The sequence below is a fragment of the Gelidibacter sediminis genome (assembly GCF_004364975.1).
Classification (GTDB): domain Bacteria; phylum Bacteroidota; class Bacteroidia; order Flavobacteriales; family Flavobacteriaceae; genus Gelidibacter; species Gelidibacter sediminis.
In genome coordinates, this window is sequence record NZ_SOBW01000011.1 from 52,345 (window position 1) to 69,009 (window position 16,665).

Annotated in this window: 9 protein-coding genes; all 9 read right to left on the reverse strand. The window is 33.4% G+C overall.

What is annotated here, in order from left to right; all coding sequences use genetic code 11:
- Nucleotides 1-6: 6 nt before the first annotated feature.
- A complete protein-coding gene (locus BXY82_RS14950; protein WP_133759034.1) occupies nt 7-4,596 on the reverse strand; it encodes a sacsin N-terminal ATP-binding-like domain-containing protein in 4,590 nt (1,529 codons plus the stop codon).
- A gap of 2 nt (nt 4,597-4,598) precedes the next feature.
- On the reverse strand, nt 4,599-9,356 hold the full coding sequence (locus BXY82_RS14955) for an Eco57I restriction-modification methylase domain-containing protein (RefSeq protein WP_133759035.1): 4,758 nt from the start codon (nt 9,354-9,356) through the stop codon (nt 4,599-4,601).
- A gap of 6 nt (nt 9,357-9,362) precedes the next feature.
- Nucleotides 9,363-12,203, reverse strand: a complete 2,841-nt coding sequence (locus BXY82_RS14960; RefSeq protein WP_133759036.1) for a DEAD/DEAH box helicase — start codon at nt 12,201-12,203, stop codon at nt 9,363-9,365.
- A 17-nt stretch (nt 12,204-12,220) separates the two neighbouring features.
- Nucleotides 12,221-12,493, reverse strand: coding sequence for a helix-turn-helix domain-containing protein (locus BXY82_RS14965; protein WP_092132105.1), 273 nt, complete (start codon nt 12,491-12,493; stop codon nt 12,221-12,223).
- Nucleotides 12,494-12,609: 116 nt separating this feature from the next.
- Nucleotides 12,610-14,190 carry a type IV secretory system conjugative DNA transfer family protein gene (locus BXY82_RS14970; RefSeq protein WP_133759037.1) on the reverse strand — a complete coding sequence of 527 codons (1,581 nt, stop codon included), beginning with the start codon at nt 14,188-14,190 and terminating at the stop codon, nt 12,610-12,612.
- 5 nt (nt 14,191-14,195) lie between these two features.
- Entirely contained in the window at nt 14,196-15,227 is a 1,032-nt protein-coding gene (gene mobB, locus BXY82_RS14975) for a MobB family relaxase (RefSeq protein ID WP_133759038.1), read from the reverse strand.
- Nucleotides 15,228-15,238: 11 nt separating this feature from the next.
- A complete protein-coding gene (locus BXY82_RS14980) occupies nt 15,239-15,619 on the reverse strand; it encodes a BfmA/BtgA family mobilization protein (protein ID WP_133759039.1) in 381 nt (126 codons plus the stop codon).
- A 430-nt stretch (nt 15,620-16,049) separates the two neighbouring features.
- A complete protein-coding gene (locus tag BXY82_RS14985; RefSeq protein WP_034260969.1) occupies nt 16,050-16,247 on the reverse strand; it encodes a hypothetical protein in 198 nt (65 codons plus the stop codon).
- Between the two features lie 11 nt (nt 16,248-16,258).
- Nucleotides 16,259-16,639, reverse strand: a complete 381-nt coding sequence (locus BXY82_RS14990) for a DUF6876 family protein (protein WP_026451356.1) — start codon at nt 16,637-16,639, stop codon at nt 16,259-16,261.
- Nucleotides 16,640-16,665: the final 26 nt, after the last annotated feature.

Below are 16,665 nucleotides of genomic sequence, written 5' to 3' on the forward strand. Positions count from 1 at the left end.
AGTCTTTTACTGTTCTTTTTTTAGTTGTAATGAAATTATATAATCTGATGGCGATGCAAAAAACAAATCATTGTTATCAAAATCAACATCTTCATTAAAATAATCTTTTAAAATATGTACTTGTCCATCAATTACTAGAGCAATTTCATAATCATTATTTCTCTTGATCGCTTCGTTTTTTTCCGCCCTACTTAAATGAAAATAAGAACCATTAAATGACTTAACTTCTAAATATTTCCAGTTTGGATTATCAATTGATTTATACCGAATATCATAGTGTTTGTTATCTGATTTATCTGATGTATTAGAAAAACTAGAAACCCATTCTACCTTTTCTATTTCCTCACTTTTCTTTAATGAATTAAATACTATTTGCTCCGCTTTCTTTCCAGATATCTTGTTTCGTTTCACATCTTTATCGCTGTGATTCCAACTACCTTTCTTACGGTTTTTACCATTGGAAATAGTAGGATTTATTTTCATTGAGGAACTAAATATAATCTCTCCTGTCTCTTCTTCTTCGGGTTCAAAATCGTCTTCATTATCATTGATATCTTTAATATTTGCTAGATAACCAAGGATTTCATTATCATTCCCTTTAAAATACAATAAGCTTCTAATTTCTGCTTCTTCAATATCTACTTCGTTTATCTTATTTTCTTTAAGCAGCACTTTATATTCAGGTAGAATCTTGATTGTATATACTTCTACATCTTTGTCTATTTCAATTCCAAACTCTTTATTTACTGCCTCTTTTAGCACATCTAAATAGTTTAGCTCTAATTCAAATCTGTTATCTAACAGAACGTTTTCAATCATTTTAGTATGAATAAGGTTTTCATACGCTTCTTGGAACGTAATTAGTTGTTTGTGCAGTTCTCTATATTGATTTAAGTGTTTCCATAAAGACGTATTAAAATCCTCCTTAAGATCAAAAATTGTAGTTTCAAACTGCGCTTTATGATAACTTATAATCCCATTAAAATCCTTATCAAACAAGTGAGAAATTGGAATTTCTAATTCACTCGTTACTGCTTTCAAAAATTCTATTGATTGTTGGTCATTAAAATCAGCATAATTAATATTCTTAAATTGCTTCGAGATTTTAAAACCAAAATCGTTGAGCACCAATTCTGCTAACTCATCTGAATCCTTTACTGTAATAGGGAAATCCTTATTTCCAAGCTCGTAAACTTTAGACCAAAAACGACTTTCATCTCTTGAAATCCCCAACAATTCTAAAGCCTGATTATAATGCTCAGTTAAAGAATTTACCTCAATAGTAAAAATGGTGTCTTTGAGACTGTTTTTATCTTTAAAGATTGTTCTGTAATTGTCTTTGTGCTCATTCACTTTAAACAACACACATAAAATTTCAGCAAAAGCTTCACATACTTTTGGTGTGTCTTTTACAATTTCTAAAGTGGTGTTTTGTTCTACACATAAATAAAAGCCTTGGCTTGTTGGGTTGGGTAAGAATTCACCTGAAAGAAGGCTCTTAGATTCCCCATTTTCAATAGCATACCTTAATGAAGAAACGAGTTTTATATCAACTTTCTTCAACTCATCTGCTTCATTTTTTTGAATAGAGTCCTTAATTGAACTTAACCTGTATGTTAGGATATATGGCTTAATTTTTTCGAACCACTTTTGAAACTCTACATCGGCAACACTTTCACGTACAGAGTCTTGGTAAATCTGTAAATCAACATCTTTGAATGTTTTTACCCCAAAATATTTCGAGATTTGACTTTCTCCAGACCTTTTCGGAAAATCGAAAACCCAAAAATCTTCAGCTATTTTTGAAGGCAAAGTTGAATTATCACTGTAGTATACTTTGTCAACAGATATGTACTCTTTCTTATTACTCTTCTTTGCTAATAGTTTATAATCTTTAACCTTGTTGGCATAGTCAAAATCCTTTTTAAGTTTAAAAAAGCTGAACGCAAGATTGTAAATTTTACGAGCATACTTTTCTTCGGGCTCTATCTCTGATAATTCTTGTAATATGCTATACACTTCGTCAACCTCTAAATCGTTAAATAAACGACTCACTTTAAGCTGATGCAATACATCTATTATTTTATTTTCATTAATACTTAACGCTTTGAAAACCTGATGTTCAAAGTTTATGGAATTATAGCCTAGTTCTTTAGCAAAATCTAGGTCTGCAATAAATTTGGTATTTAAACCATTTAAGTACTTTTCTGCTATTTGATAATAAATATAAGAGGGATTGTCATTTACTGGTGTCACCTTATTATGAAAAGAGTAACTAAAGGTATCTTCATTGTCAAAACTTAATTGTCTTGATATATAACCGTCTGAAATTATCCAAGCAACTAAAATTTCTATTGAAAAGTTAGGGTGATTAACTATCGATTCAAAGTTTGTAATCTCTGTTACCTTATACTCTTTATGAGAGTTGTTTTCTGGCCAACCCGTTTGATTAAAAACAAATTTTGTAAATGAGTTTTCATTATCTCTATGCAGCTGTTCTGTTATCTGTTTGGTTTTTGTAATTCTATTTACACCTAGCCATAAAAAGAAATTGTCTAAGTAGCTTACACCATTATCTTCTAACTCCCAATAATCATTGTCCAAAACATAGTTGGCATCATCAAAAATGTCTTTAAAAATGATGGCTGTTGTTTTACCAGTATCATATCCTTCACCCAAAAAGAGGTCTTTGCCGTAACTTACTTCCAAGTTTTTATTTAATAAAGGCACATCAAGGTTAATACTGTTTCTCCTATCTGGATTTACTTGATAAATTGAAAATAAAGACTTTACCATTTCTGTAACTATCTTTAATTTGTCATCATCATTATCTTCGGTAGCTTTTATTTTATTTTCTGAAGTACTAACAATATGCCTAATAACATCAGTTATATCGTTAGAACCGATATTAACGATATCTGAAACCAACCTTTTAAGAGGTCGGGAACGGTGTTCATTCTCAATCCGTTTTTCCTTAATTTCTTCTTCAAAGACTTTAATCAATTCAGTATATAAGCCGTCTGACATAAATGAAATCTCAACAGCTTTAGGAATAAAATATTTTTCAATATCCTTTCTGTTCATCATAAATGCCTGATTATGCTCAGAAATAGGGTCACCAGCATTATCAATAAGTAATGGTGTTTTGTTTTTTGACGAATGAATTTTTCCAAATGCCCAACTTGTCAAGAGCTTTATGAGTTGTGCGCGCTCTGGTATACTAATTATATGTTCAGTAACTGAAGCTAAAATATCCTGCCATCCTTCTTCAGAATATTCAGAACCATACTTTAAATCTGCCTCTATGTCCTCCGGAATAATGAGGTCGGTAAATAACGATTCTACTTTGTTACGTAGTACCCAATCAGAAAACTCATCACCGTAAAACACTGCGTCTTCGTAAGTGCAATAACTGCCATCAACACAAGGAAATATCTCTAAGGTGTTCTTAAAACCTGCTATAATTTTATAAAAATCGGTAAGTATTTCATTTTCATTTTCTCTTTCTACAGATAGAAATTTATAGGAAGACCAATCACTAGTTTCTTTTCTAATGTGGTTCTCTGCAATATCACCTATACTTTTAGCAATTTCTGATAGTAAATGGATATTATCTTTTTTATCGTTTAAATGATTTCGAGTAGGGTCAAGATTAAATGTTCCGTGTATTAAAAACGGTAAATGTGTACGTTCTTGGGTTGGGAAATAGGTGAAAAATTTTGAGTTTACATCACTTAAATCATCTTTCCAAGCTATTTTATATCTGTAGTATTGTTCTTTTCCTTTTTCTGTATTGTACAAAACATCTCCAGAATCCATAATGTTCCAAGTAGCATCGTTAATGGATACTTTGGCTTCAGATTCGTTTATGACTTTGGAAAGACTTTTATCTAAAACACCCTTGCTATCTTTTACCACAATGGTTTTTATATGATTTAAAAAAAGTAATATCTCAGGTGCTAATAAACTTAATTGACTCTCAATTCCATCTATTACTTCTTCGTTACCAGTAATGTATTTTAATTCAATGGTAGTTTGGTAAGCCGAAGGTTCTTTGTTTTCAATTAGTCTTGGAATTGCTAGAATAGCGAAAGGCACTTCTCCTTCGCTTAAATGATCCTCATTGTCTGCAATTAATTTACTTTGAGCCTCTTCTGGAAGCGCATTAAATTCTTTTTTAGCAATCTCTTTAGAGAAAACAACAATATCAGTTTTAGTTTTAATTTTTACTTCGGTAACCCAATTAAGAATAGAACGGAACCCCAAACCTTTATTACCAATAAACTCTCTCTTTTTACTAGAAGTATTTGCAATCATTAAAGAAGCAATTCCTTCTTCGGCAGAAAACGGATCTCCGTTGTTTGAGATAGATAAAGTGTGATTCTCCCTATTTAGTTCAATAAATACAGTGTCTGTCTTTGCATCATCTGCATTTTGTAACAGCTCTAATATCTGCCTACCATTGTAAGATTCTGTTGTTCCTTTCTCTAATCTATAATCTGCGGTAATTCGTTTTACTTGTTTATAGGTATCACGATTTTCCTCAATTAATTTGAGTACATCTTCAGCAAATATGGTCTGTTCTTTGGTCAACATCGTTAGACTTCCTGTTCTTTTTTATCGTTAAATACTTTTTCAAAATGAGTCCAAGCCGTTTTATAATCTTCTACGCGGTCGCATTTAGCAAATGGTGCATAGTAGGTTACCTTTTTTCCTTGATACAATTCGCTTTTTTCAATGGTATGTTCATAGGTTTCGCCTGCTTTCATTGCGGCAATAGAATTCCAATCTCCTCTGTCTAAACCGACACCCACTAAACTATTACTTGATGTAAATACTATGTTTCCAAGCTTATCATACCAAGTATCGTCTTCAGCTTTCTGAACCACGGGAAATTGAATATTGTAAATTGATATTAAATCTGTTAGTGATAAGCCTAGACCTATTGCACTCAACACATCTATCTCTATTAAGGCTTGTCTGCGTTCAAACGAATTTCTTAAAGGTATATCTGAGCTCCAAGATTCACTATTTACTGATAATTTTTTCAATTTTAAATCATCCTTTATAGACCATTGGTCCATTGAAAACTCATCTAAATAACAATTTGACCATAATATTGAATAGTCAATATTTAAACAATTTAATCTTAAGGTTCTGAGTGCTATTTTCTTGTAAATAGGATACTCCATACCTAAGGGCATATTTCCTAAAGTATCGCTATACATATTAGATTTTCCTAGCACTTTTATATAAAAATCATAAACAATTGAACTAGCCAAACCTGAAAGTTCAATCATTTTTTCTAACTCTTTAAATTGAATTGATATTACACCATTAATATGACTTGTTTTTGGGGGAAATAATGCGCCTATTAAAGTTCGTATTCTTGGTTGACTTAACATTTTTCTAAAACACAACTTAAAGTCATCAATATAATTTTCATTATTGAATCCTGAAATTTTGAATTTTTCTAAACTAATATTTGGAACATAATTAGTTCTAGGATAAAAATTTTCATCAATGCTCACTAAATCAATGTTGTCATAATCTGATTTAAGCAAACACTTTTCTATTGGTGTTTTTGCAAAAGGTGTTGCTATGTCCAAGTGTGGACCACTAACTATAAACTCATATTTTGAGGTAACTGGAAATTTAGTTTCTGCCTTAATAATTCCAGAATTTACATCATTAGTTTGATGCCAGCATTCAGTAATTATATTTTTAAAGTCTGAAAGTTTAGTTTCAAACGAAGCAAATCTGTTTAACAACTCAATTGTCTCTACTGAATGTATGTTCGGCAATTTAGTTGATTGCCAAGCGTCATTGTTATCAATAGCTTGCGCAACAATTTGTAATTCTTTTTTAGTTAAAAGAACTTTTCTAGAAGGATGCCCTAACAAATTCCAAGTATACCCTTCTTCGGTTTTAATTTTTAAGCCTCCGACAATTTGATCTGTTTTACCCGCATTAAAAATCAAACTTACTGTTGAAGGATGATATAAGTTGGCAATATTAATAAAACTGACATCTTCTTTTCTTCCTCGATATACATTGATAGAAAATTTATTTCCATCCTTTATTTCTGAAAATAAATACAATGCATTATGGAATTGAAAATGATATTCCAATCTTGAAAATATTTCTTTTCTAAAAGGAATTCCTTTTGGATCATCATATATACTTTCAGGATGCAAAAGTCCCATAAACCCTTCTTTCGCGGTAAGAGTAAAACCATTTTCAATGATACACTTGTATAAATTAGTTTGCTGACCCTTTAGATATGGATAATTTTGATGTCCATTCATAAAGGTGGCAGCAGATTCTATGGCTATATATTCATTAAAGTAGGCTTCTTTTTGTACGTCAACTCTCAGAAACTCTTCTTGAAGCTTTCTTATTTTAGGTGCAGCAACTTTACGAATCTCTAATTCAGGAAAGGATTCACCCATAATCCCTTTTTCCTCAAACTGAAGCTTTAACCAAGGCGGATTCCCTACAATCACATCAAAACCACCACGTTCTTTAAATACTTCTACAAATTCAATTTCGTTATGGAAAAAGCGGTGTTGTTGTGCTAGTTCTCCCACATATTTTATGCGCTCATCATCATCAAATAAAGTACCTGCTTTGGCTTTTTTACGTATTTGTTCTTTTATGTTTTGCTCAGTGCCATCAAGCGTAAGTTCATTACTGTCTATCTGTAATATGGATTCAATCTCATTGTACCATTCGGTTCTGTTGGGTAATAAACGAACATCACGTACATCCCAAAACCAAAGGCTACACCAATAGTCCAACACCAGTTTTAACTTATAATATGGTGCAGAACGGTCTTTACGAGACTCAGCAAGTCGCTCTTTTTCGTCATAGCCTTTTGCTGTAATTTGAGGATTAGGTTGTCCATACACTTGATACACAGAAGAGGTATCTGCAATAACACCTTTTTGCTGCTTGTAATGTTCTTCTAGTAGGTAATCAATAACGCTACTAATCTTTTGTAAGCGTGAAATTTCAACACTGGTAAGCGGTTGTTTAAATTCGTTTCGCCAGTCTTTAAAGGCACTTATTTCAACATCCGATAATTCTTCCTTTAGTAACTTAATACCATAGCTCGGTACCATATTATCATCTGCTAATAAGAAATGATATATCTGGTTTTGCTTTCGCGAAAGTGTACCATCTTTCTTCCAAAGTATACGTTTAGGCGCTTTGTCCCACCAAGGTTTTGGCAATGGTTTTTTTGCAATGGCGCCAGATGCTGTTTTAGGATATTCTAGTGAGCAGTCTTTCTCATTATAAACTTTTAGCCAAGCCCCAACAACTGCATTACCAGCACCAAGACGGTGTGCAAAAAATGGGGTTTCCATATTTTTGTGCATACAGTTAAGCCATAGTGATAGTTTACCAAGCTCTACCGCTGTTGGGTTTAAATCTACACCATACACATTATTTGCTGCGATGTATGCTTTTACTTTCTGCAATTCATCTTTATAAACACCTGGCGTAATACGTTTACGGCCAGCTGCTTGTTCTTCATTTTCCTTTAACTCTAAATATGCAACAGCAAGTTGGTTAATTACCTCGTTATGAAATGCCGCTGCACCCATAGCAGGCTCTAGTATTTTAAGTTTTAAGATTTCATCTGCACAGTTTGTTCCTGTCAGCTTTCCGTCAACTATGGCTTGTTGTTCTTTAAGTTTTTCAATAATACCTTTAAGTGTATATTTTACGGTACACTGCGTTAAAACTTCGGGCGTATAATACGATGCTGAGTTTTTACGGTCTCTACCATTTAATCGATATACAAATTGTCCTTTTGGTATAACTACATCTTGTTCTAGGTGCTCACTATCTTTTAAAATTTCAGCTTCTTTAAAATCATCTCGTCTTGATTTTGGCACTAAAAATGTACCGTCACTTCCATTTTTATCTTTAGCACTTTTAACTTCAATTAAGTCTTCTCTTGCAAAGAAACCAGAATAGGATAGCAAACTTTCATACACACTACCCAATTGATTAATCCCAAGATTAGAATACGATATTCTACCACGACCTTTATTTTTTGTTCTTTCGGAAAGCGATAAGCGAACCACAATTTCTTGCAGTACTTTGTTGCTAAATTGAATTTCTTGAAGATGTATAAGCGCATCATTATCAAACAAAGGGGAATCTAAAGGTCGCATTTGGAATCCATTTTTCAAATTGGAACCTGTATGCAGGAAATCAAAAAGTTTCCATAAGCTTTCGGAAAAGAAATACCCGTTCCTAGAAGATTCTGTCGTTAATGCTACCATTTCCAAATCACGCAGCATTTCAAGACTATACCCTTTTTGATAGGTACTGTCTTTCATAGGTAAAATCTCTAAATCCTCTCTAGATTCTGCATAGAAAAGGAAGAGCAGACGGTATACAAAATTTAGACATTCATCCTTTAGCTCTCTAGCGAAATTATCGCTGTTACGCAGTTCTACAATCTTACGTTTATCATCTTGCGTAGCTGCATTTTTTAATCTGTATTCAATAGCTTCATTTGCCAATGCTTCTACAGCATAGATAACCGCACTTTTTAAAGTAACTGTTACGCCATAACTTGCTTTATGGGCATCTTCTTCTAAACCAGTTAAAATACTTTCGGTTTCAGAAATGAATTGCTTTTTAGCTAGCAAGGCATAAAATAACGCGAGTAAATTTCTATTGGATGCTGTTTTTGTGACTGTAAATAACTCTTCTAAATCGAAGAGTAAATAACTATCAAACTTCCATTTCTCGTACTGTATTAAAAATATTTTTGGACCAGCAAGCATAATAAGATAGACCGGACGTTCTTCTTCGGGAAGTAAAAACAGTTCTGATAAGGCCTCTTTAATTACCTCTGGTCTTATATCAAAACCATCCCAAGAATTTGGAAGTACTTTTTCCCAATCGTCTTTAATATAACTCTGCTCATATAATCCATCTGCATCTACATCACCCACTTGTATCATAGGCTGCATTTCCATTATATAGAGATAAGGCTTGTCATTTTTATTGAAACGGTAGCGAACAGGAATAATTTTATTATCGTCCATTACTACAGGTTCATCATAGGCTCTAACGCCATTAATGTAACCTAATGCTTCTAATAGTTCTGTATGGAACTGGTGCGTGCGAAGCACTTTATCTTTTGTTCTTCTTAGATTTAGATAATCATTCTTAAACTTATAATACTTTTCACTAATTGGGGCGATCTTGCTTGTAAACTCTTTTATATGCTCAGTCCCATAGCCAGACTTATCAAACACTTTCTTTGGAAAATCTTCGTCAAAGAAATGTTGAGAAAAGTAATCGCCTATATTTTCTAAAAATTCTATCATTCTTAATTACCCATTATAAAAAACCGCTAATACTCTTAGGAAGGGTTCATTTTCTAATTGGAAGTATTCATTGTAGAATGCATCCATTTGATTTTTCACATAATTTACTTCACTCTGTCTCTTCTTTTTGTAAAAAGAGCCTCCTCCATTTTTTTCATCTCCAAACTTAATTTCCATTTGTCGCTCGGATGCGCTTAGCCAATCATTCAGTTTCTTTTGATAGCGTTCTAATTTATCTTCCATTTCATCTTCAAGGTCGCCTTGAATCTTTAAATCATAAATCTGCTTTGCACTTTTTACCGCTTCTGGAAGTAACTCCTTAATTTTTTGAAGTTGTTTTTCTGAAGTTTCAAGTTCAGGCAATGTGTCCTTAAGACGGTATTGATTTAGAAATTCTTCAAAATCTTCTAAATTACCTACACTTGATCCGTCAAATGATTTTCCAACCACATAAGTTTTTGAAAAAATAGGTTTTCCTTGCTGATTAGATGTAATACCCTGAAAGATAAACCAAGCTGTATTTTTAGGTAGTGGATCTCTTAGTCTAGCGACTAAAGCTTTCCCACGATCTATTTGTCCAAGCAACTTGTATTGCATCCATTTTGCAATAGGATTAAGGTCGTATAATAATTGAAAGTTTGGCCATTCGTTTTGTTTCTTTCGCGCTTGAATAATTGCATTTTCAACGATATTAACATTTGTAGTAAGGTTGAATGTTTGATTTGGTTTTGGAAAAGCTTCTTTAGGCATATCGTACAACACACCTTTAGATGAAAGCTCTTCAAATTGTTCAATTTCTAAAACTTTGTCGTTACTATCTATATTAATTAAAGGGATGAGCCTATCGTCTTTCGATTTTAATTCATCAATAAGCGAAGCATAATAGCTAAAATCATCTTCATAAAACGAAGCAAAACCTTCGTCAATTTTCATTTGAGCTTTAGTAGCCGATGAATCTTCAGTCAATGCACTTAACCAATCATCGTCCACCGTATTTTCTTCATTGGAATCAAGAATTGACGGGTCACTATTGGCAATAGCTTTTTCTACTAATTTAGATTCTTGCTGTTGGTCATAAAAGCCCATAACACTCCCAGCATCTCCTAAACTTTTATGTACTTCTTCTTCCTTTTCTTTTAAACGCTCTACAATTCTAATATCTCCTTGAACATCTTCACTTTGAGATTCGGCAATTAGGTAATATATAAAAGGTGTCTTGGTCTGACCAAAACGATCTATTCTCCCATTTCTTTGGTCCAAGGTTATAATTGACCAAGGAATATCGTAATTAAACATTTGATTACAGAAGTAATGAAGATTCACCCCTTGACTACCAGCATCCGAAGCTAGGAAAAGTCTAATAGTACTATCTTCTTTAGAAAAATCTTCTAAAATATCTTGCTGCTGAGTATCGGTAAGGCTCCCATTAAATTGAACTACTGCATTGTCAGTTAGTTTGAAATCGTTTTTAAGATTTTTTTCTAATTCATTTAATGTGGCTCTACGTTCAGCAAAAATGATAATACGTTCGTCATTCTTTTTACCTTTCCAGCCCATTTGGTCTAGTTTAAAGAGCAACTGGTTGTATTTAGAATCACTTTTTTGAGCCACAATTTTTTCCAGAACGTCTTTCAGCTCTTCAAGATGTTCAATTACACCATCTTCATCAATCGCTTTATCTATTCTTTTAATTACTGTTTCTAAACACGCTTTCGGCGAAGACATATATGCTTTGAATAAACCAATGGAAAAAAGTAATGCTCCGAACGTAGAATTCCCAGCACTTTCTTCCTGTGCAACAGCTTTAAATTCTTGAATAATTCGTAAAGCTTCTTCTTCATCAGGATTTAAAGGACAATCTATTTTACTTGTTATCCTATCTCTAAAAGCATCACCAACTTCATCTTCAATATCTTTTTTAAACCTACGGACATATAAGGGCTGAATATCTTCTTTTGTAAACTCGCCATCATAAGGTATTGCCGTAGGGTCTAACATACTTATTAAATTGGCAAAATTCTCGCGCTTACCGTTGTGAGGTGTCGCAGATGTTAAAACCATTGCTTGCGTCCTCTCTGATAAAAATTTTGCTAATCCACCTCTCTGAGATGCAACATTGGCAACCGTATGGCATTCATCTATTGCTACAATATCCCATTTTACTTTTTCTAAATAGTGTCTAAATTTTGCGTTGTTTTTCAACGTATCAATAGATACTATAACCTTATCATAATAATCGAATGGATTTTTATTTGATGGTATTTCTGTTTTAATTCTTGCTATTCCCTGACTATCTAATCTTACTAGTGGAATTGAAAAACGAGCCCATATTTCCTGCTGAAATTGAGCAAGGATAGATTTTGGTGTAACAACTAGAACTTTTTTTCCTTTTCCACGTCTGATTAATTCCGCTAAAAAAATGCCAACCTGAACAGTTTTACCAAGACCAACGGCATCGGCAATGAGGATTTTTGGTTGTGGTAATGAAAGAGCCTTTATAGTAGATTCAAATTGATAATTAGCCCCTCTAATAGCCGCTTTATGAGCTATCTCGATATGTTCAGAATAATGTGAAGAATTCCGAAAAATTGTTTCAAGAAATAGTTTGGTTTGTCTATAATGAGTAGAATCGTCTGCCTGAAGTTCGGTTTCTTCTGGTTGTATTACTCGATAGTTTTCTAATCGTAAATCAAATTGAAAGCTTTGACCATACACCAATTCAGAAATACCTTCGACATCAATAATATCGCGTTCTCTGTTGGTAACTATAAAATCTTCTCCTCTTAAGTTAATCCTTATTCCAGGGGTAACATTAAGGCTTTGGTTGGTTAAAGTATCGTTGCTCAAATTATTATATCTAATCTTTATACATTATCGATTGCAAGCCTTAAAGCTTCTTTTGTAAACTTCTCACTTTTAGCTGTTTTCAAAATTTTATCTGCTAACCACATCGTAAGTAAATCTTTTTTTGGTTGCTTAAAAATTTTTGCTAAAACATCTATATGTTCTCTTTTAAATGAACGCTCACTGCGTTCCATTTTACTTAACATTGCTTGGTCTATTTCCAATTGAGCTGCTAATTGCCGCAACAAAACATCGTTAGACTCTCTAAGTGCTCGTATGTGTTCGCCTATCATAATCAGGTAGTTTTCATTAAAAGACTTGACAAATTTTGAACAATTTAAGGAATATATTTGGGAATAGTTTTTGTTTTGAGCAATAAATTTTATCGCTAGGGATTTAACTAGACTTCTTAACTAAATAAGGACTTTGCCTCCTCATAAACCCGTTCAAAATTAGCCGCTAAATCAGCCTGAGAAAACTGCTTTGATTCCTTTGGTAACGCTCTTTGAATATCTGTCAATTTAAATTGAACTTTCTTATCCTTCCCATCAGCATACGTGATAAACTCTCCTTGTTTTAATCTAAAAAACACATCTGCCCTAATTTTAGGAATTTCCTTTTCTCCAGTTGTAATTCGTGTATCAAAATCTAAGTTATGTCCACGACTAATACTTTTGGTTGGATCTTTAATAATTTCAAAAAAACGTTCGTAATATTTGGCGGTATCTGGGTCGTTTACTTTTCCGAAGAATTGATAAGATAGATTACTCAATATCGCTTTGCTTGCCTTATCTCCATACATCATATCATTCTGAATTTTATCCTGCATCACATAAATAGTAGAGATATTATAACTCCGTAAAGTTGCCGGAATACGATGCATATTCAATAATCTAATGGTTGGCGCTTCTTCCATTAATAAAAACGAAGGCTCACTATTCCGAACACTCATTTGTTTTGTAATTGTATGAATAATTGTTGCGATTACAGGCGAATACGAAGTCTCAAATTTTGGATTATTAACAATCGAAATAACACAAGGGTTTTTAGAATCATTTATATTAAGCGGCACTTCATCTGCTGATAAAGCCATAAAAATCCGTTGTGTGCTAATTCGTTTCAACGCATTTGCCAACGTACTTTTAACACCTGCGGTCTGCCTTTCAGAATCCTTACCGCTGATAAATGCATCTGCCATCGCTCTTGATGTGGTGTTGGTTTCCAAAAATTGAATTAGGCTATCTGTATCGAGGTGTTGGTAAATCGCTATCAAATGCGGTAGTGTACAATATTTAGGGTAGTCGGTTTTTAATTTCCAAATCAATCCACCAATCAAACCTTCAGCTGCATCGTTAAAGAATTTTGTCGTTCCTGTAGTTCCCGATTCCCTTTGTTCCAAAAGGTTTTCAATTAAAACTCGAGACACCTCGTTTACGCTTTCCTCGTTCTCTAAATAGCGTGGCGCAATAGGATTTACGCGATGTATAATTTTATCGAAGGAAATAACCTTAAACGGAATATTACTATCCTTGAAAAGTGGATATGCCATTTCGGTTAGTTCAAAATCTTTGTAATCGTGAATAATTCCGCAAAAGCTCTCTTTCTGAAAATGTTTTAGAAATCCATAAACCACACTTTCTGTCTTACCACTTCCCGCAGAACCTATGACGGAAGCTCCACGTTTAATATTATCTAATTTGAAGTTCCCTTTGTTTGTAGCAAAATTGACTTGGTACTTGGTATTTCCGTTTTGTACATTTTCAGTTTTATGCAGAAATACATATAGTCCTGTATTAATTAATAGTAGAGGACAAACCAAATAGAGTAATAGTGATACTAATTCGTTTCCCTCAGAAATATAGAACACAAAAATTAAAAGCAATATAAAATTCAAAAGAAACGCATATCTACTTACCCGAAAAAACGCATAGAAAACAGTACTGGCTAAACCAATAATTGAAAGTATCGTTATGAGATTATCTATTTGCATATTCATCATATTCCGATGGAACTTGATTTTATGGCCACTTCTGCGCCACGTCTTAATCTTTTGAAAACTCGAAGTGCAATTTGTGCCTGACTTACTGGAATACTTGGAATGATTGGCAATCCTATTTTTGTAATCATTTTAAATGCCAACGCTTTTTCATTAGCTGGTAATTTCATCAAGGCAGCAAAATATAAGTTGGGATTCTTGACAAAATCTTTTCGTGCTTTATAGGTTTCTGCAAAGTTACGTTTGTAGCCAAATGTCTTGTCAAAAGTCTTTTCTGCTTTCTCGAAAAATTTGTCTCTATCAAAACCTCGTTTTACATTTTTACCGTGCATTTCAACTTCTGAAGCTTTGTGTTTACTTCCGGGTGAAAGACTGACCGAATTTGAAGCGTCTTTTCTGCTCACGATGATATGAATGTGACTTTGGTTTCCGTCTTTTGCCATTCCCTGTACTATCCTTTTTCCGCTTTGTTGGTGTGGTGCTTGCTTTTCTAATTTTGCTATTTCCTTTTCCTTGTGTTTAATATTTCCTTCTATTGTTCCGCTTTCAATTTTACGGATATCATTTTTGAGCTGAAGTATTTTCGTAGCGAAAGGTTGGTTTTCTTTTATCTGAATATCCGTTCCCTTAAAGGTTCGTTGATGTTCAATTTTTGCATAATATTTAATGTCATCGATTGTAATAGGTCGTCCGTTAATTTCTCGATTGAAGGATGCGACATAATCTTTCATTATCTCTCTGGTGTAAGTTTTTAAATCTTCTCGATTGTTCTGTAATCGTTTTAGTTCATACTTGGATGGACTGACCGTAATGGAATAAAATTTAGGTTCTTTCTTTTTCAATTTTGTGGTGTTGCCATCAATTTCTTTGACCACTTCTTCAGCGGAAATTTCATTGCCATATTGATTAAAAAAGAGTTCCATATCTCGCTGTTCTAAACCTTCATTTTCTTTCTCTAAATAGTCTACAAAATCCGCTGAACTTTGGCTATAATTACCGCCTAATTTTTGAGCTGTGATTGTGATATACATCCTTCAAATATTTATAGTTGATTACTCGGATTTTGCTTTTCGCGAAAGCGGACTTCTTTTCTTTCTTCAGCATATTTCTTTTCAACTATCAGCGGTTTTTTAGTTGGCTCTTCGGTTTCAAAAAGTGATTGAATCATCGCTACCGTAGGTTTGGTTTGTGTCTTTTCTACGTCTCGCATTATGGCAATTACCGCGTTGATTCTTTTTAAAAGTTTGGCTTCAATAGTTCGCCCTGTCGGACCTAATTTTTCCTTTGGCGAGATTTCATTATAAAAGAAAAAATCGAGCATCGTTGCCATTGTCTCGGTGTGCGATTTGAAGTAAGTGCGTGAGAAAGTTTGGAAACGCTTTGCAGTTTCCTTTTTAAATCTAATTCCAATAAATGAGTCCATATTTCGCCGATTTGTCGCAAAATCTTCCCTAAAAATGGGCGTTTCCAGCCCGTTTGTCGCAAATCGGTGATTGTCAGGAAATTAAAACATATTCAAGTCGCTGGTAATCAGCTATTTGAAAACGAAAAGGAATCCGAAACATCGCGCAGCGTGTTACCCTCTTGCTATTCCTTTTCGTCACGTGCAAGCGTGACAAAAATCCATCCAATCCGGTTAAAAAACCGATTGCCATTTTAGGAAAATAATTTTCCGATATGTTATATTTCGATGTGTACGGTTATCGGCGAAAGTCGAAAAGTGGATAACCTTACTTTAATTTGTGTGCTGTATTTCCAGCGATATAAAGATACGTTTTTTTATTGACTTGATATAAATTGCATACAAAAACACCCCTAAACTTTAGAGGTGCTTAAAAACTAACTTTAGGAAATTAGATATTAAAAACGAAGTTGTAAGTGTATAGATTTTTAATCATTTCTTCGTCTATCAATTTATCATAATCTGCTCCAGTTTCGTCAACATATTTCTGAATAGATTCTCCAAAAAGATATATGACGTGTTCTCTAGAAACCTGAAAAAGTTCCTCTTGTTTTTCCATACTCAAATCTTGAAATTTAATATACATCATAACTTCAAAATTTAATATTCACTTGGCAACATCAGCGTATTATTTACAAAAAATAACCGCAATTCATCGAGTGGAAAATCAGTCACTCTATACCCGTGCTTTTCTAAAACAATATCATTGCCATCGGTGTATATAATTTCAGCTTCGTATCCTGTATAATCCTGTTCATCTTCGGATAATCTTTTAAAGTCTATTGTGATAAACTCACTTCGGTTCATTAGACTTTTTGCAATTACGGAAGTGTCCGTAATGAGCCAAAAACAATCTGCCACATTAGCAAGATATTTTAGTCCGTCCGTAAAACGTGTTCTTAATAATGGGATTTGATAAAACATTTCCGTTCCGTGAAAATGTTGCAATCCTTCTTTGATTTCGTTAACTTGTGCTTTCATTGTTCATTTATTTTATAAGTGAATAA